The 16,220-nt window shown below is 63.0% G+C and carries 15 protein-coding genes; 7 read left to right on the top strand and 8 right to left on the bottom strand.

What is annotated here, in order from left to right; translation table 11 throughout:
- Positions 1-59: 59 nt before the first annotated feature.
- On the top strand, positions 60-1,139 hold the full coding sequence (gene queG / locus CKW37_RS12250) for a tRNA epoxyqueuosine(34) reductase QueG (RefSeq protein WP_095155943.1): 1,080 nt from the start codon (positions 60-62) through the stop codon (positions 1,137-1,139).
- Between the two features lie 15 nt (positions 1,140-1,154).
- Here the strand turns inward: queG and CKW37_RS12245 are convergent, their stop codons facing one another.
- Together CKW37_RS12245 and orn are read right to left on the bottom strand one after the other, a co-directional pair.
- The gene (locus CKW37_RS12245; protein ID WP_095155942.1) at positions 1,155-1,766 is read right to left on the bottom strand and encodes a trimeric intracellular cation channel family protein; all 612 of its coding nucleotides are present in this window, start codon (positions 1,764-1,766) and stop codon (positions 1,155-1,157) included.
- Between the two features lie 93 nt (positions 1,767-1,859).
- Positions 1,860-2,402: an oligoribonuclease gene (orn, locus tag CKW37_RS12240; protein ID WP_095155941.1), complete on the bottom strand. Its 543-nt coding sequence runs from the start codon at positions 2,400-2,402 to the stop codon at positions 1,860-1,862.
- Positions 2,403-2,496: 94 nt separating this feature from the next.
- Between orn and rsgA the strand changes: the two genes are divergently transcribed.
- Together rsgA and CKW37_RS12230 are read left to right on the top strand one after the other, a co-directional pair.
- Positions 2,497-3,528, top strand: a complete 1,032-nt coding sequence (rsgA, locus tag CKW37_RS12235; protein WP_095155940.1) for a small ribosomal subunit biogenesis GTPase RsgA — start codon at positions 2,497-2,499, stop codon at positions 3,526-3,528.
- A 157-nt stretch (positions 3,529-3,685) separates the two neighbouring features.
- Positions 3,686-4,156, top strand: coding sequence for a toll/interleukin-1 receptor domain-containing protein (locus CKW37_RS12230; RefSeq protein ID WP_095155939.1), 471 nt, complete (start codon positions 3,686-3,688; stop codon positions 4,154-4,156).
- Between the two features lie 53 nt (positions 4,157-4,209).
- Here CKW37_RS12230 and motB read toward each other — a convergent pair whose 3' ends face one another.
- Both motB and motA read right to left on the bottom strand, forming a co-directional pair.
- Positions 4,210-5,223, bottom strand: coding sequence for a flagellar motor protein MotB (gene motB / locus CKW37_RS12225; RefSeq protein ID WP_095155938.1), 1,014 nt, complete (start codon positions 5,221-5,223; stop codon positions 4,210-4,212).
- A 3-nt stretch (positions 5,224-5,226) separates the two neighbouring features.
- Positions 5,227-6,078 carry a flagellar motor stator protein MotA gene (gene motA / locus CKW37_RS12220; protein ID WP_095155937.1) on the bottom strand — a complete coding sequence of 284 codons (852 nt, stop codon included), beginning with the start codon at positions 6,076-6,078 and terminating at the stop codon, positions 5,227-5,229.
- Positions 6,079-6,226: 148 nt separating this feature from the next.
- Here motA and CKW37_RS12215 point away from each other — a divergent pair, with 148 nt between their 5' ends.
- From CKW37_RS12215 to asd, 3 genes are read left to right on the top strand one after another with little or no spacing between them, the layout of a single operon-like run.
- Positions 6,227-7,747: an HDOD domain-containing protein gene (locus CKW37_RS12215; protein WP_256587740.1), complete on the top strand. Its 1,521-nt coding sequence runs from the start codon at positions 6,227-6,229 to the stop codon at positions 7,745-7,747.
- A 47-nt stretch (positions 7,748-7,794) separates the two neighbouring features.
- Complete coding sequence (locus CKW37_RS12210; RefSeq protein WP_095155935.1) at positions 7,795-8,604, top strand: rhodanese-like domain-containing protein; 810 nt, start codon at positions 7,795-7,797, stop codon at positions 8,602-8,604.
- A 9-nt stretch (positions 8,605-8,613) separates the two neighbouring features.
- On the top strand, positions 8,614-9,492 hold the full coding sequence (gene asd, locus CKW37_RS12205) for an archaetidylserine decarboxylase (RefSeq protein ID WP_095155934.1): 879 nt from the start codon (positions 8,614-8,616) through the stop codon (positions 9,490-9,492).
- Between the two features lie 72 nt (positions 9,493-9,564).
- On the opposite strand, the gene CKW37_RS12200 is transcribed toward asd, so the two are convergent.
- Positions 9,565-9,969, bottom strand: coding sequence for a lectin OAA (locus CKW37_RS12200; protein WP_157969728.1), 405 nt, complete (start codon positions 9,967-9,969; stop codon positions 9,565-9,567).
- Between the two features lie 152 nt (positions 9,970-10,121).
- A complete protein-coding gene (gene serB / locus CKW37_RS12195) occupies positions 10,122-11,336 on the bottom strand; it encodes a phosphoserine phosphatase SerB (RefSeq protein ID WP_095155932.1) in 1,215 nt (404 codons plus the stop codon).
- A gap of 134 nt (positions 11,337-11,470) precedes the next feature.
- Between serB and CKW37_RS12190 the strand changes: the two genes are divergently transcribed.
- The gene (locus CKW37_RS12190) at positions 11,471-12,976 is read left to right on the top strand and encodes a HAMP domain-containing protein (protein WP_095155931.1); all 1,506 of its coding nucleotides are present in this window, start codon (positions 11,471-11,473) and stop codon (positions 12,974-12,976) included.
- 97 nt (positions 12,977-13,073) lie between these two features.
- On the opposite strand, the gene CKW37_RS12185 is transcribed toward CKW37_RS12190, so the two are convergent.
- Together CKW37_RS12185 and parC are read right to left on the bottom strand one after the other, a co-directional pair.
- On the bottom strand, positions 13,074-13,787 hold the full coding sequence (locus tag CKW37_RS12185; protein ID WP_095156117.1) for a membrane integrity-associated transporter subunit PqiC: 714 nt from the start codon (positions 13,785-13,787) through the stop codon (positions 13,074-13,076).
- A gap of 171 nt (positions 13,788-13,958) precedes the next feature.
- Positions 13,959-16,217, bottom strand: coding sequence for a DNA topoisomerase IV subunit A (gene parC, locus CKW37_RS12180; protein ID WP_095155930.1), 2,259 nt, complete (start codon positions 16,215-16,217; stop codon positions 13,959-13,961).
- Positions 16,218-16,220 lie beyond the last annotated feature (3 nt).

The following is a 16,220-nucleotide window of genomic DNA, read 5'->3' as shown; positions in this document are numbered from 1 at the left end:
GTTCGGCTCCGATGTCTGGCAGAATTATACGCACCTGTGTCCTCGTTGCCCTATTTCGCATGTCTGCCTCCTCCATAGATCTCCCCGCCCTCACCCAGTCCATCAAGGACTGGGGCCGTGAACTCGGCTTTGCCCACGTCGGCATCGCCGGTGTGGAACTGGCTGAGCACGAACAGCACCTGGAACGTTGGCTGGCCGCCGGCTATCACGGCGAGATGGAATACATGGGCGCCCACGGCAGCAAGCGCTCGCACCCGGACGAACTGGTGCCGGGCACCCTTCGGGTCGTTTCTCTGCGCATGGACTACCTGCCCGGCGATACGCAAATGGCGCAGCGCCTGGCCCAGCCGGAAAAAGCCTATATCTCGCGCTACGCCCTGGGCCGCGACTACCACAAGCTGGTGCGCAAGCGCGTGCAGCACCTGGCCGAGCGCATCCAGAAGGAAATCGGCCCGTTCGGCTTCCGCGCCTTCGTCGACAGCGCCCCCGTGCTGGAAAAAGCCATCGCCCAGCAAGCCGGCCTGGGCTGGATCGGCAAGAACACCCTGCTGCTCAATCGCAAGGCCGGCAGCTATTTCTTCCTCAGCGAACTGTTCGTCGACCTCGCGCTCCCCGTGGACGAGGCCCAAGCCACCGAACATTGCGGCCGCTGCAGCGCCTGCCTGGATATCTGCCCGACCAAGGCCTTCGTCGGCCCTTACGTGCTGGATGCGCGGCGCTGCATTTCGTACCTGACCATCGAGCTGAAGAACGCGATCCCCGAAGAACTGCGCTCGATGATCGGCAACCGGGTGTTCGGTTGCGATGATTGCCAGATCGTCTGCCCCTGGAACCGCTTTGCCCGCCCGACGGCGGAAGGTGATTTCCAGCCGCGCCATGGCCTGGACAACGCCGAGCTGGCCGAGCTGTTTCTCTGGGATGAAGAGCGCTTTCTCGCCAGCACCGAGGGATCGCCACTACGCCGTGCCGGCTACGAGCGCTGGCTGCGCAACCTGGCAGTGGGGCTGGGCAATGCACCGTCGACCATTCCCGTGCTGGAAGCCCTCAATGCCCGCCGCGACTACCCGTCCGAGCTGGTCCGCGAGCACGTCGAGTGGGCACTGAAGCAGCACGCCGAACGCCAGGCGTGCCCCGCCTGACGCAGCGTCGGCCAATCAATGGTCGTCGTTGTAGTGAAACTTGGGCATTTCCCAGTGGAAACGAATCGCCAGCAGGCGGAGCAGGAAACCGCCAAACAGGGTGATCAGGATCGATTGTTCGGCCGGCAGTTGCAGGTGCACGCAACCCAGGTAGCACCAGGCTGCGGCGAAGGACACGCTGGCATACAGTTCGCGGCGGAAGATCAGCGGAATGTCGTTGCAGAGAATGTCGCGCAGGATGCCGCCGAACACGCCGGTGATCATCCCGCTGATGGAGGCGACCAGCATGCTGTGGCCCAGCTCCAGCGCGGTCATGCAGCCGATCAGGGTGAACGCCACCAGGCCGATGGCGTCGAGCACCAGGAACAGCGAGCGCAAATGCCGCATCAGCGGGGCAATGAAGATGGTGATCAACGCCGCCACACTGGTCAGCACCAGATATTCCGGGTGTTTGACCCAGGTCAGCGGGTAGTGGCCCAGCAGCACATCACGCACTGAACCGCCGCCTAGCGCCGTGACACAGGCGATCAGCACCACGCCGAACCAGTCCATGCCGCGACGGCCGGCGGACAAGGCACCGGTCATGGCTTCAGCGGTGATCGCAATCAGATAGAGCATCAACAACATGGTGCAGGTCCAGGCAGAGGGACGCGCAGTCTAACCAGTTGCCTCAAGCACCAAAAGGGGGCGCCAGAGCGATTCGTGGCACCCCGACAGGGCTTAGAACTTGATGAAGTGCTCGCGGTAGTGGCGCAGCTCGGCGATCGACTCGCGGATGTCGTCCAGCGCCAGGTGGGTGCTGCCCTTCTTGAAACCGTCGCGAACGTCCGGCGCCCAGCGACCGGCCAGTTCCTTGAGGGTCGAAACGTCGAGGTTGCGGTAGTGGAAGTAGTTTTCCAGCCCGCGCATGTGGCGGTAGAGGAAACGACGATCCTGGCAAATGCTGTTGCCGCAGATCGGCGACTTGCCCTTGGGCACCCACTGCTCCAGGAAGGCGATGGTCTGCGCCTCGGCCTCGGCCATGTCGATGCGGCTTTCGCGCACGCGCTGGGTCAGGCCGGAGGCACCGTGAGTACGGGTGTTCCAATCGTCCATCCGCGCCAGGACTTCGTCGCTGTGGTGGATAGCGATCACCGGACCTTCGGCCAGGGTATTGAGATCGCTGTCGGTGACAATGGTCGCCATCTCGATGATGACGTCGCTGTCGGGGTCCAGACCGGTCATTTCCAGATCGATCCAGATCAGATTCTGTGGGTTCTGCATAGCTCTGCTCCTCGGTAGGTGCGCAGTTTAGCCTAGTGGAGCGTGCTAAACTCGACGCCGTTTCAACATCCCCGCTTTAAACGACGAGACCTTCATGGCCAAACGCCAGCTCAACCGCCGCCAAAACTGGCGCATCGAAAAGATCCAGGAAGAGCGTGCCGCCCGCGCCGCCAAACGTGAGGGGCGCGCCCTGGAGGTGCTCGAAGGCGGCGACCTCGGCCCCGAACAGACCGGCCTGGTGATCGCGCATTTCGGTGTGCAAGTGGAGGTCGAGGCCGAGCAAGGCGACGAAGCCGGCCAGGTATTCCGTTGCCACCTGCGGGCCAACCTGCCCGCGCTGGTGACCGGCGACCGCGTGGTGTGGCGCGCGGGCAACCAGGGTATCGGTGTGATCGTCGCGCAACTGCCGCGCAGCACCGAACTGTGCCGCCCCGACAGCCGTGGGCAGCTCAAGCCGGTGGCGGCCAACGTCGACCTGATCGTCATCGTCTTCGCCCCGGCCCCCGAGCCTCACGCCAACCTCATCGATCGCTACCTCGTGGCCGCCGAGCATGCCGGTATCCGGCCGCTGCTGCTGCTGAACAAGGCCGACCTGATCGACGAGCAGAACGCCCCGGCGCTCAACGCCCTGCTGGCGGTGTACCGGCAGCTCGGCTACCCGCTGCTGGAGGTGTCCGCACATCACGGCAATGGCATGGAACAGTTGCAGACCATACTCGACGGCCACATCAGCGTGTTCGTCGGCCAGTCCGGGGTCGGCAAGTCTTCGTTGGTCAACAGCCTGCTGCCGAATGTGCAGTCCCGCGTTGGCGAGCTTTCGGAATGGTCCGGCCAGGGCCAGCACACCACCACCACCGCCCGCCTGTATCACTTCCCTGGCGGCGGCGAGCTGATCGACTCCCCGGGTATTCGCGAGTTCGGCCTGGTCCACGTCAGTCGCGCGGATGTCGAAGCCGGTTTCATCGAGTTCAGCACGCTGCTCGGCAATTGCCGCTTCCGCGACTGCAAGCATGACCGCGAGCCTGGTTGTGCACTGCTCAAGGCCCTGGAGGACGGAAGCGTCCAGCAACAACGGATGAACAGCTACCGCTCGATCATCGCCAGCTTGCCGCAAGACACCTACTGACCCTTTGGGTGTTGCCGGGAACGGGAACACCCGATGTAGTCCTCATCTGTAGGGATGTTCATACACAGATGTAGGATGCTTCTTTGTTTCTGGCCGTCTATTGCCGGGCCAACGGAATTCACTGATCGTCGCGCTTTCACCTGAAAGGACGCCAGTGATGCCTGTTTTCATCAGTTACCGCCACCCTGATCGCCTCGATGCGTTCGTGATCAACGAACGGCTCAAGCTCGAAGGCATCAATACCTGCCTCGAACTGCTGGACCCGGAGGCCCGACAGACCACCGACGATATCTGCAGCCTGCTCAACAACAACATCAACGCCTGCACCCACATGATCACCGTACTTGGCCAGGGCGGCGCCGAAGATTGGTGGATACCGTTCGGCCTCGGCAGCGCGACCCAGTTGAACCGCAGGCTGGCCTTCTACCAGTGCGAAGGCACCCTGCCCGCGTACCTCGAACGCTGGCCCACCCTGAGCCGGCGCGAACATATCGATCTGTTCGTCAGCGCCTACCATGACGAACAGACTTTTCGCCGCGCCATCAGCAAGGATGCCGCGCAGGCCAACCGGAACAACGCCGAGTTCTTCCACACCGACCTGAAAGCCCGCCTGCGCCGCGGCTTCTGAAAACAAAAACGCCCGCCTGGATCACTCCAGGCGGGCGTTTTTTCGCCTGCGGCTTACTGCTTCTTGCCGGGCTCGTCCATCTTCAACACGCCGTCTTCAAAGATGTTCAGCTTGTCGCGCAGCTCCAGCGGCTGCATCGGCTCGGCCTGCGGCTCACCCGGTGCAGCCGGGTTCTGCTGAGTTCCTTGCGGCGCACCATTTTCCGGCGTCTCCGGCGCTTGCTGCTCGCCTTCGATCGCACGCTGGGCACGCTTGGTCAGGACCACGATGTCGATACGGCGGTTGACCGGGTTCAGCGGCTTCTCACGGTCGAACAGCGACGACGAGGCGTACCCCACCACCCGTGCAACCTGGGTATCGGGATAGCCACCCGCAACCAGCGCACGACGGGCAGCGTTGGCACGGTTGGCCGAAAGCTCCCAGTTGCCGTACTCACCGCTGCCTGCATACGGCTTGGCGTCGGTGTGACCACTGATGCTGACCTTGTTCGGCACCGTCTTGATGGTGTCGGCCATGGCCAGCAGGATGTCTTCGAAATAAGGCTTCAACCGCGCACTGCCCAGGTCGAACATTGGCCGGTTCTCGGCATCCACGATCTGGATACGCAGGCCATCCTGGGTAATTTCGAAGAGGATCTGGTCCTTGAACTTCTGCAGTTCAGGGCTCTGCTCGACCTTGTTCTGCAACTCCTGCAGTACCAGTTCGAGGCGTTCGCGCTCGACCTGCTCAGCCAGGTTCTCGACCTGATCCTGATTGATGATGCTGCTGTCAGGCGTCGGCTCGGCCTTCTCTTCAGGGTTGATGGTCTTTTCCGGCGCCAGTTGCGGCGAACCACCCAGGTCGATGATGTAAGGCGTGCCGCTTTCGGAGAAGCCGATCGGGTCCTTGAAGTAACCGGCGATGGCGATCTTCTGTTCCGGCGTGGCAGTGGACAACAGCCAGAGCACGAGGAAGAACGCCATCATCGCCGTCGCGAAGTCGGCGAAGGCGATCTTCCACGCGCCACCGTGGTGGCCCCCGCCAAAGCGCTTTACGCGCTTGATGATAATCGGCTGATTATTTTCCATGGATCAGCGACCGCGGACTGCTTGTTCCAGCTCGGCGAAGCTCGGACGGTGCTTCGGATAGAGCACCTTGCGACCGAACTCGACCGCCAGCGAAGGCGGCATGCCGGAAGCCGAAGCGACCAGGGAGGCCTTGATCGCCTCGTAGACGTTCAACTCTTCCTTGGCATCGTGGGCCAGCGAGGTGGCCAGCGGGCCGAAGAAGCCGTACGCCGCGAGAATACCGAAGAAGGTACCCACCAGTGCCGCACCTACGTGCATACCGATGGCCGCCTGGTCACCCTCACCCAGCGATGCCATGGTCACCACGATACCCAGTACCGCCGCGACAATACCGAAACCGGGCATGCCGTCGGCGATGCCGGTCACCGCATGGGACGGGTGCTCCAGCTCTTCCTTCATGCTCAGCAGTTCCATGTCGAACAGGCCCTCCAGTTCGTGGGGAGCCATGTTGCCGGTGGACATGATGCGCAGGTAGTCACAGACAAACGCGGTCATGCGTTCGTCTTTCAGCACCGCGGGGTATTTGGCGAAGATCGGACTGGAGGCGGCATCTTCGATGTCGCCCTCGATCGCCATCATGCCTTCGCGGCGGCTCTTGTTGAGGATTTCGTAGACCAGACCCAGCACTTCTATATAGAAGGTGTGCGAAAAGCGGCTGCCGAACATGCTCAGCGACTTCTTGATGACGTGCATGGTCATGTAGCCGGGGTTGGCCTGCAGGAATGCGCCAAAGGCCGCGCCGCCGATGATCAGCACCTCGAAAGGCTGGATCAGGGCCGCGATCTTCCCGTGGGAGAGCACATATCCGCCTAGCACGCTCGCGAATACGACGATGATGCCGATAATTTTAGCCATAGATAGAAAGCACTTACTGTCGGGGTCAGGGTCGGGGCGGAAGTTAGTAAAACTCTTCTTCTACTTATCGGCAGTTCTGCGCCAGACTATAGCCAGTCAAGGCGAAAAGCCAGTTCGGCCACCTTCCAGCAAGCCTAGTGAAACCATCGTGCCAACTCAGAATCCGAAGACTATCGATGCCTGGATCAAACTACTGGACGGCGCCAAGTTGCCGGTACCCTGCCACAGCCACGATCGCGTAAAAGCCGCGATCGCCGACAGTCGCCGCTCGTTGCGCGACATTGCCGAACTGATGCAGGACAGTCCGGCGCTGGTGCTGAGCGTGATGCGTGAAGCCAACCGGCATACCCACGCCAGCATCGCCGAGCCTGCGGAAAACCTTGAGGTTGCGCTCAACCGGCTCGGCCTGGCCCGCGCCGAAGCGTTGCTGGATCGCCTGGAAACCGCGCCCGTCGAGCAGATTCCCCTGGCCCTGCGCCAGTTGCAGATGGTCAGCCAACACGCCAGCCAGCAGGCCAGCGGCCTGTTCGCCAGTCGCCTGGCGCGGCTGTGGCAGGACATCCACTGGGGCAGCCTGCTGTTTCTCTCGCCGCTGTGGCCGCTGGCCCTGACCCATCCGAAGTTGCTGGAAGAATGGGAACTGCGCGTCGTGCACCGTGGCGAGCCCGCGCCCCGAGTCGAACGCGAGCTGTTCGGCGTGCGCCTGCTCAGCCTGTGTCAGGCCCTCGCCGAATTCTGGCGCCTGCCGACCTGGGTCACCCAGGGCTATCACCTGTTGCAGGAAGAACGCCGGCTGCTGGTCAAGGTCATGCACATCGCCCGCGATCACAAGAGCCCGCTGCGCCAGCAACAACGCCTGGACGCCGACCCTTCGTTGCGCCGCTGGCTGAACCAGCCGGCCAACACGGTGTTGCTGGCCAACGGCCTGGCGCTGTCGTCCCAACATGCGTGGAACAGCCCGCACTGCCTGCGCTGGCAGCAACTGATCAGCCTGTACTTGCAGGTGCCGCTGGACGACGTGCAACAACAGGCACACCAACAGGCCGCGAAGAGCGCGCGCAATCACGCCATTGAAGGCGCGTTCCACCCGGCGCAGATGCTGATCTGGCCGTGGGACGCGCACTACATTCCCCGCGGCATGCTGCCGGCGGAGGCTCCCGATACCGAGGCCCTGGGCAACTGGCGCAAGTTCTGCGCCGACCTGCTGGCCGAACCCAGCCCGTTCTCCAACGCCATCCACCTGACCCGCTATGCCCGCGAAGCCTTGCAGGCCTGCGGCATGACGCGGGTCCTGTTGCTGATGAGCGACAAGACCCAAAGCTACCTGCGCGTGCACCAACTGGCCGGGCTGCCCGAGCAGGCCGCCAGCCTGACCGTGCAGGTGGCCCACAGCAAGCTGCTGCAACGCCTGCTCAGCCAGTCTGCGCAACTGCGCCTGACGCCCGAAAACCACGCGCAGTTCGCTGCCCTGCTGCCCGCGCCCCTGCGCGCCCTGTTCCGCGGCGAGCATCTGCTGCTGCGTTCGCTGTCGAACAATGGCCGGGTGGTGATGGTGCTGATGGCCGACCAGGGCGGTGGTCCATTCTCGGAAATCAGCGTGCAGGCGTTCGGCAAGACCGCCCAATGCATCGAGCGCGCCCTCACCACCTTCAGCAACCGCAGCGCCTGACCCATGCGCTACAATCGCCTCCCTCTGTTCCGAACTGGAGACTCTGGATGACTGACTTTTCCGGCTTGCCACTGGTGATCGAACCGGCTGACCTGCAGGCCCGCCTCGACTCGCCAGAGCTGATCCTGGTCGATCTGACCAGCGTCAATCGCTACGGCAGCGGCCATGTTCCAGGGGCTCGTTTCGTCGATCCCAAGCGCACGCAACTGGGCCAGCCACCGGCACCGGGCCTGGCGCCGGCGAAAGCCGAGCTGGAAAAACTCTTCGGTGAACTGGGCCATCGCGCCGATGCCACCTACGTCGTCTACGACGACGAAGGCGGCGGCTGGGCCGGTCGCTTCATCTGGCTGCTCGATGTGATTGGCCACAAGCACTACCACTACCTCAACGGTGGCGTGCAGGCCTGGCCGGCCAATAACCTGAGCACCGAGGTTCCGGCCAGCGCCGGTGGCCCGGTCAGCCTGGTGCTGCACGAAGAGCCCACTGCGACCCGCGAATACCTGCAAAGCCGGCTCGGCGCCGCCGACCTGGCGATCTGGGACGCGCGCAGCCCTGCCGAGTACCGCGGCGAGAAAGTCCTGGCCGCCAAGGGCGGGCACATTCCCGGCGCAGTGAACTTCGAGTGGACTGCCGGGATGGACCTGAACGATGCCCTGCGCATCCGCAAGGACATGCCGCAGATCCTCGAACAGCTCGGTATCAGCAAGGACAAGGAAGTGGTCACCCACTGCCAGACTCACCACCGCTCGGGCTTCACCTACCTGGTGGCCAAGCACCTGGGCTACCCACGGGTCAAGGCGTACGCCGGATCCTGGGGCGAATGGGGCAACCATCCGGACACGCCCGTCGAAGTTTAAGGAAACTCAATGAAATCCCGTTTGTTCATCATCAGCCAGTACCTGCTGCCGCATCACCTGCTCTCGCGTCTGGCCGGCTGCGTCGCCGAATGCCGTGTGCGCTGGTTCAAGAATGCCTTCACCGCGTGGTTCGCCAAGCGCTATCAGGTCGACATGTCCCAGGCCCTGGTCGAAGACCTGACCGCCTACCAGCACTTCAACGACTTCTTCACCCGCGCCCTCAAGCCGGGCGCCCGCCCGCTGGACGAAACCCCGGGTGCGATCCTCTGCCCCGCCGACGGTGCAGTCAGCCAGCTCGGCCCGATCGAGCACGGTCGCATCTTCCAGGCCAAGGGCCACAGCTTCAGCGCGCTGGAACTGCTCGGTGGCGACCCGGCCAATGCCGCGCCGTTCATGGGCGGCGAGTTCGCCACCATCTACCTGTCGCCGAAGGACTACCACCGCGTGCACATGCCGCTGGCCGGCACCCTGCGCGAAATGATCTACGTTCCTGGCCGTCTGTTCTCGGTGAACCAGACCACCGCCGAAAACGTCCCCGAGCTGTTCGCGCGCAACGAGCGCGTGGTCTGCCTGTTCGATACCGAACGCGGACCAATGGCCGTGGTGTTGGTGGGTGCAATGATCGTCGCCTCGATCGAGACGGTATGGGCCGGTCTGGTTACGCCGCCGAAGCGTGAACTGAAGACCTTCCGCTATGACGAAGCCTCCCGCGCGCCGATCCACCTGGAAAAAGGTGCCGAGCTGGGACGTTTCAAGCTGGGTTCGACCGCTGTCGTGCTGTTCGGGCCGGATCAGGTGAAATGGGCAGAAAGCCTCGGTGCCGGTTCGCCGGTCACCATGGGTCAGGGCCTGGCCCTGCCGGCTTCGCAGGCCGCCACCGACGCCTGATCGGGAAAGCCGCAACACGCTTGAAAAAGCAAACCGCCCCCGGTTCCGGGGGCGGCTCTTCAACCTGAAGCCTTACTCCAGATGACTACGGAAGCCGATCGGCCCTTCGTTGTCATAAGTATTGGTGCCGTCGAGGCTCTTGCCGCCATCGTTCGATTTGACGTTCAGAGCGATGACGCTCTGGTTGTCACGGCCGCCGATCACCCATTCGCCGCCCGGATGCCAAGGTGCGTCGTTGCCGCCCCACTGGTTCTGGACTTCATAACGGTTCTGCGCGACGCGCTTGGCCTGGAACCCAATCGGGCCCTCGCCGGTGTAAGTGATGCTGCCCTTGAAGGTCACGCCACCATCACCAGAACGGATGTCGACATTGACAACCTTCTGGTTGTCCCGCGCACCGAGCTGCCAGGTTCCACCCGGATGCCACGGTGCACTGCTACCACCCCATTGGTTCTGAACTGCATACTTGTTCGCCATGAACTTCATCTCCTTGAAGTTGCTGGTGGGGGCCGACAAGTCATCTTGCCGGCCATACGACCCTCGGGATTGGGGCCGTGTGCAAGCAAGCCTAGACACGCTTCAAAGATCGTCAGGGAGCAAAGGACGAATGGTTAGAACCGTTCGATCTATCATGCATTTCCTTCGCGATCACGCATCCCCAGCAGATACAGCACGCCGTCGAGGCCCAAGGTGGAGATGGCCTGCTTGGCCGATTGACGCACCAGCGGCTTGGCGCGGAACGCCACGCCGAGGCCGGCAATGCCCAGCATCGGCAGGTCGTTGGCACCGTCGCCAACGGCGATGGTCTGCTCCATCTGCAAACCTTCCTTGCGCGCCAGCTCGCCGAGCAGGTCGGCTTTGCGCTGCGCGTCGACAATCGGCTCGACAGCCACGCCGGTAACCTTGCCGTCGACCACTTCCAGTTCGTTGGCGAACACGTAGTCGATGCCCAGCTTGGCTTGCAGTTGCTTGGCGAAGTAGGTGAAGCCGCCGGAGAGGATGGCGGTCTTGTAACCCAGGCGCTTGAGTTCGGCGAACAGGGTTTCAGCACCTTCGGTCAGGCGCAGCGAGGCGCCGATTTCGTCCAGCACATTGACGTCCAGGCCCTTGAGCAGCGCCAGACGCTCCTTGAAGCTGGCGCGGAAATCCAGCTCGCCGCGCATGGCGCGCTCGGTAATTTCCGAAACCTGTTCACCAACGCCGGCAGCCTTGGCCAACTCATCGATCACCTCGGCTTCGATCAGCGTCGAATCCATGTCGAACACCGCCAGGCGGCGATTGCGGCGGAACAGCGAATCCTGCTGGAAGGCGATGTCGACGTTCAGTTCCTGGGCGACGCTGAGGAACTCGGCACGCAGGGCCTGCGGATCAGCCGGCTCGCCGCGCACGGAGAACTCGATGCAGCCCTTGCCCTGGTCCACCGGAGTGTCCAGCGCCACACGCCCGGACAAACGATCGATGTGATCGATGTTCAGGCCGTATTTGGCAGTGATGGAGCTGACGCGCTGCAGTTGCTCGGCGGTGACCTTGCGGGTCAGCAGGGTGACGATATGGCGCGGTTTGCCCTGACCGTCGACCCAATTGCGGTAGTCGGCTTCCGAAACCGGGGTGAAACGCACTTGCTGGTTCAGCTCGTAGCCGGTGAACAGCAGGTCCTTGAGCACCGAAGAGCCCTGCTCGGTGTCGGGAATTTCAACCAGAATGCCGAAGGACAGCGTGTCATGGATCACCGCCTGGCCAATATCGAGAATGTTCACACCGCCGCGCGCCAGGACGCCGGTAATGGCCGCGGTCAGACCCGGACGGTCCTCACCGGTGATGTTGATCAAGACGATTTCGCGCAAGACGGGCTCCGAGTCGTGGAAAAAGTGCGCATTCTACCGCGTTTTGCAGACCATCGGGCGCAGCGATACTTTGCCGGGTCAAGGGCGGTCGCTATACTGCGCAGCAATTTCTCCGTCATAAAGAGCCGCGCTCAGTGAACCGGCCCACGCCCGTCAAAACCGACAACTTCTTCCTGCTAATCTTTCGTGCCCTGCGTCAGCGTCGCGTGCCCCTGGCATTGCGCATTGCCTGTCACAACATTTTCCTGGTTGCCCTGGCGCTGGTGATCTACGCCTGCGTGATGGGTTTGCAGTTCAAGGAAGCCATGCATGAACAGGCCGATGCCCTCGGGCAGAGCCTGACCACTCAGACCGCAACCTCGGCGACCGAACTGCTGGTGTCCAACGACATCCTCAGCCTCAACGTGCTGCTCGGGAATCTGGTGAAAAACCCGCTGGTCGCCCATGCGGCGATCTACAGCGTCGATAACCGGATCCTCGCCGAAGCCGGACAGCGCCCGAAAAACAGCCTGCTGGGTGAAGCAGAAGGTCTGTACCAGACCAAGATCACTTTCCAGGACGTGACCGCGGGCCAGTTGCGCATCAGCCTGGACATGAGCCAGTTCCAGCAGCCGATGACCATCAGCATGCAGAGCATGGGCATCCTCGCCGGCATCCTGCTGGCGCTGGCGCTGACCATGAGCCTGCGTCTTGGGCGCTATGTATCGACGCCGCTGCTGCAACTGCGGGTCTGGCTGCGCGATCTGGACGAATACACCCCGGCCACCGAACGCCAGGACGAAATCGGCGATCTCGCCCGCCAGCTCCACGCCCGCTTCGCGCCGCCGCCGAAGGCGCCAGAGCCCGAGCCGGAACCCGAAATCGAAGACGATTTCGAGGAAGACGCCGAGCCTGCCTTCCAGGTCCGCAACCTGCGCGACCCGAGCTTCGACGAAACCCCGGCGGTGAAGCGTCCAGCAGCAAGCGCCACGGACGACGACGAGGATGACGAAGCCTTCGCCGACCTGCGCGACGATTCAGCACCTGTTGCCGCTCCTGTTGTGCCCGCGGCACCGCGCCAGCCACAGGCCAGCGCCGTGCTTGCCGTGCAATTGGGCTCACAGGAACAACTGCGCCGCCTGCCACGGACTCGCCTGACGGAACTGCTGGAGCGTTATCGCGACTGCCTTGAGCAAGCCGCCTCGCTGTATGAAAGCGAAGTCCAGCACCTCAACGATGGCAGCACCCTGTTGCTGTTCCATAGCCAGGACAGCGGTGAGGATTACCTGACCAACGCGATTTGCTGCGGCGAGCTGCTACGCGCCTTGGGCCATGCGCTGCAGGTTGAAGTGGCCGACAGCGGCATCACCCTGCAGTTGCAACTGGGCCTGGTGGTGGGTGACGACCTCGAAGGCCTGAGCCAGATCGACCTGCTGCTGACCGAAAAGGCCCAGGACGCCCTGGCCCTGTCGCAACACAGCCGCAACCTGCTGCTCGTGGAGCGCAAGATCGGCGACGACACCCTGATCCGCCAACGCGCCCGCATCCGCCCGATCGCCAGCCCCGAGGGTGCCTGCTGCGTGGAGCGCTTGATGGAGCCGTATCCGTCGATGCTGGAACGCCAGTTGGCGCGGATGCATGAGCGGCAGGTGAAGAACTGAAGTCCAGACTTGTGGGAGCGCCGTCCGGCCAACTCCCGCAGGCTTCAGCCCAATAAAAAAGCCCGCATCGCTGCGGGCTTTTTCATGTCTGGTGAACTCAGAAGCGGAACACTTCCATGTCCGTGCGGATCGGCGAAGCCATCGGAATCTTTGGCTTTTCCGGCTCCTTGCGAACCTGTACCGGAGCGGCTTGCTTCTTCGGCGGCGCCTCTTCAACGATTGCCGGCTGGTTGGCCAACGGTTTCAGCGCCGTGCTCAACTGCTCGGCCAGACGCTGCAGCAACTGGCCCTGAGCCTGCACCTGCGCCGAGGAACTGCCGGCATGCGGCTGTTCAAGGTGAATGATGCGGTTGTCGCGAACCTGACCACGACGGTCCAGCAGACGCCATTGCGCATCGAGGATCGCCGGTTGATTCGCGCCCGAGTCCAGGCGGGTGATCGACAGCAGCACCTGCACATCAGGACTGAAGCCGGTGCTGGCCGGAGCCAGGATCACGCGCTGGCTGTCCAGACGCCATGCCAGTTGGCGAACCAGCAATTGATCGATATCAGCGGAAAGACTGCCCGCCCAACGACCGTCCGTCGCCGCAGTGAGGCTGCCATCGTTTTGCCGCTGCAGCAGCGTCTCACGCTGCAGGTAGTCGGCGACCGATACCGGACCCAGCACTACCGCCATACCGGCACTTTGCTTCGGTTGTCCTGGCTCGCCACTGTCAAGCTGATACAAGGCGACCGGCTGGTGCATGCTGCACCCCGCCAGGCCCAGTACGCCCGTGAGCAAGAGAACAAATGGAAGGCGCAGAAAAGTCATCATCCCATCCAGGCGGCCACCACACGGCACCGCAGTGATACTCATGAATTCATTCGGGCACCCAGCCACGCTGGCACCACAGGGCGCCTATCATCCGCGAAATCAAGCTCTAACTCCAGTGTTTACGCCCGGAACGTGTGGGAAAAACCCCGTTCCAGGCGTCTGGAACGCTTACTCCGGATTGTCGACCAACAACGCATCGACCCGCTGGAAGCCGCGCGGCAGTTTGTTACCGCGACGCCCACGCTCGCCTTTGTAATGCTCCAGGTCTTCACCCTTGAGCGATAGCGTACGCTTGCCGGCTTGCAATACAAGGGTCGCGCCGTCAGCCAGAACGGCCATATCCGTGACGTATTCCTCACGGCTGGCCACCCGGTCACCGGGAATCCCGATGATCTTGTTGCCCTTGCCTTTGGCCAACTGCGGCAGGTCACTGATCTTGAACACCAGCAGGCGACCCTCGGTCGTCACCGCTGCCAACCAGTTCTGCTCGCGGTCCGCCACCGGACGAGGTGCAAGCACCTTGGCACCGTTAGGCAGACTGAGCAGCGCCTTGCCGGCCTTGTTCTTGGCCTGCAGGTCCTCGCCCTTGACCACGAAGCCGTAACCGGCGTCGGAGGCGATCACGTACAGCGCGTCGTCATCCGGCAGCAGCACGCATTCGAAGGAAGCGCCTGGCGGCGGTGTCAGACGACCGGTCAGCGGTTCGCCCTGGCCCCGCGCCGACGGCAGGGTGTGGGCTGCCACCGAGTAACTGCGGCCGGTGGAGTCGACAAATACCGCGAACTGGTTCGAGCGCCCCGCCGCCGCCACCTTGAAGCCATCGCCAGCCTTGTAGGAAAGGCCGGTAGCGTCGATGTCGTGGCCCTTGGCGCAACGTACCCAGCCCTTTTCGGACAGGACCACGGTTACCGGTTCGGTCGGCATCAGCTCGTTTTCCGACAGCGCCTTGGCTTCCGCCCGGGCGATGATCGGCGAGCGGCGGTCGTCGCCGTAGGTTTCGGCGTCCTTGATCAGTTCGGTGCGCACCAGCTTGCGCAGCTTGGCGTCGCTGCCGAGCAGGGCTTGCAGCTTGGCCTGTTCCTTGAGCAGTTCGTCCTGCTCGCCGCGGATCTTCATCTCTTCCAGCCGCGCCAGTTGGCGCAGGCGGGTTTCGAGGATGTATTCGGCCTGGATCTCGGTCAGCTCGAAGCGGGCAATCAACGCCTGCTTGGGATGGTCTTCGGTACGAATGATGTGGATCACTTCGTCCAGGTTCAGGAACGCAACCAGCAAGCCATCCAGCAGGTGCAGGCGACGCTCGACCTTGTCCAGGCGGAATTGCAGCCGGCGGCGTACCGTGTTGATACGGAATTCCAGCCATTCCACCAGCAGCGCGCGCAGGTTCTTCAACTGCGGGCGACCATCCAGGCCGATGATGTTGACGTTGACGCGGTAGCTGGACTCCAGCTCGGTGGTGGCGAACAGGTGTTGCATCAGTTCGTCCAGCTCGACCCGGTTGGAGCGCGGAATGATGACGATCCGGCACGGGTTCTCGTGGTCGGACTCATCGCGCAGGTCGGCGACCATCGGCAGCTTTTTCGCCTGCATCTGCGCGGCAATCTGCTCCAGCACCTTGGCACCGGAAACCTGATGCGGCAGCGCGGTGACGATGATGTCGCCGTCTTCGATGCGGTACACCGCGCGCATGCGGACCGAGCCGCGACCGGTTTCGTAGATTTTCAGCAGGTCGGCGCGCGGGGTGATGATTTCCGCTTCGGTCGGATAGTCCGGCCCCTGGATATGTTCGCAGAGCTGCTCGACGGTGGCCTTTGGCTCATCGAGCAGACGCACGCACGCCGAGGCGACTTCCCGCAGGTTGTGCGGCGGTACGTCGGTGGCCATACCGACGGCGATGCCGGTGGTGCCGTTGAGGAGGATATTCGGCAAACGTGCCGGCAAAACGGCAGGTTCGTCGAGGGTGCCGTCGAAGTTCGGCACCCAGTCCGCAGTGCCCTGCCCCAGCTCGCTGAGCAGCACTTCGGAATAACGCGACAGTCGCGCTTCGGTGTAGCGCATGGCCGCGAAGGATTTCGGATCGTCCGGCGCACCCCAGTTGCCCTGGCCGTCGACCAGGGTGTAGCGGTAGCTGAACGGCTGGGCCATCAGCACCATGGCTTCGTAGCAGGCCGAATCGCCGTGGGGGTGGAATTTACCGAGTACGTCACCGACGGTACGCGCCGATTTCTTGTGCTTTGAATCAGCATCCAGGCCCAGTTCGCTCATGGCGTAGACGATACGCCGCTGGACCGGCTTCAGGCCGTCGCCGATGTGCGGCAGCGCCCGGTCCATGATCACGTACATGGAGTAGTTGAGGTAGGCCTGTTCGGTGAAGTCAGCCAGTGACCGGCGCTCTACGCCGTCGAGGCTGAGATCAAGGGAGTCGCTCATGCG

It is taken from the genome of Pseudomonas sp. Irchel 3E13 (assembly GCF_900187455.1).
GTDB lineage: Bacteria > Pseudomonadota > Gammaproteobacteria > Pseudomonadales > Pseudomonadaceae > Aquipseudomonas.
Note: the sequence above shows the minus strand (reverse complement) of the source record. Positions and strands in the feature narration are given on the sequence as shown.

Excerpts from the sequence above, each read along its gene's own strand:
- queG (WP_095155943.1), top strand. The coding sequence starts at position 60 with ATGTCTGCCTCCTCCATAGATCTCCCCGCCCTCACCCAGTCCATCAAG.
- CKW37_RS12245 (WP_095155942.1), bottom strand. The coding sequence starts at position 1,766 with ATGTTGTTGATGCTCTATCTGATTGCGATCACCGCTGAAGCCATGACC.
- orn (WP_095155941.1), bottom strand. The coding sequence starts at position 2,402 with ATGCAGAACCCACAGAATCTGATCTGGATCGATCTGGAAATGACCGGT.
- rsgA (WP_095155940.1), top strand. The coding sequence starts at position 2,497 with ATGGCCAAACGCCAGCTCAACCGCCGCCAAAACTGGCGCATCGAAAAG.
- CKW37_RS12230 (WP_095155939.1), top strand. The coding sequence starts at position 3,686 with ATGCCTGTTTTCATCAGTTACCGCCACCCTGATCGCCTCGATGCGTTC.
- motB (WP_095155938.1), bottom strand. The coding sequence starts at position 5,223 with ATGGAAAATAATCAGCCGATTATCATCAAGCGCGTAAAGCGCTTTGGC.
- motA (WP_095155937.1), bottom strand. The coding sequence starts at position 6,078 with ATGGCTAAAATTATCGGCATCATCGTCGTATTCGCGAGCGTGCTAGGC.
- CKW37_RS12210 (WP_095155935.1), top strand. The coding sequence starts at position 7,795 with ATGACTGACTTTTCCGGCTTGCCACTGGTGATCGAACCGGCTGACCTG.
- asd (WP_095155934.1), top strand. The coding sequence starts at position 8,614 with ATGAAATCCCGTTTGTTCATCATCAGCCAGTACCTGCTGCCGCATCAC.
- CKW37_RS12200 (WP_157969728.1), bottom strand. The coding sequence starts at position 9,969 with ATGGCGAACAAGTATGCAGTTCAGAACCAATGGGGTGGTAGCAGTGCA.
- CKW37_RS12185 (WP_095156117.1), bottom strand. The coding sequence starts at position 13,787 with ATGACTTTTCTGCGCCTTCCATTTGTTCTCTTGCTCACGGGCGTACTG.
- parC (WP_095155930.1), bottom strand. The coding sequence starts at position 16,217 with ATGAGCGACTCCCTTGATCTCAGCCTCGACGGCGTAGAGCGCCGGTCA.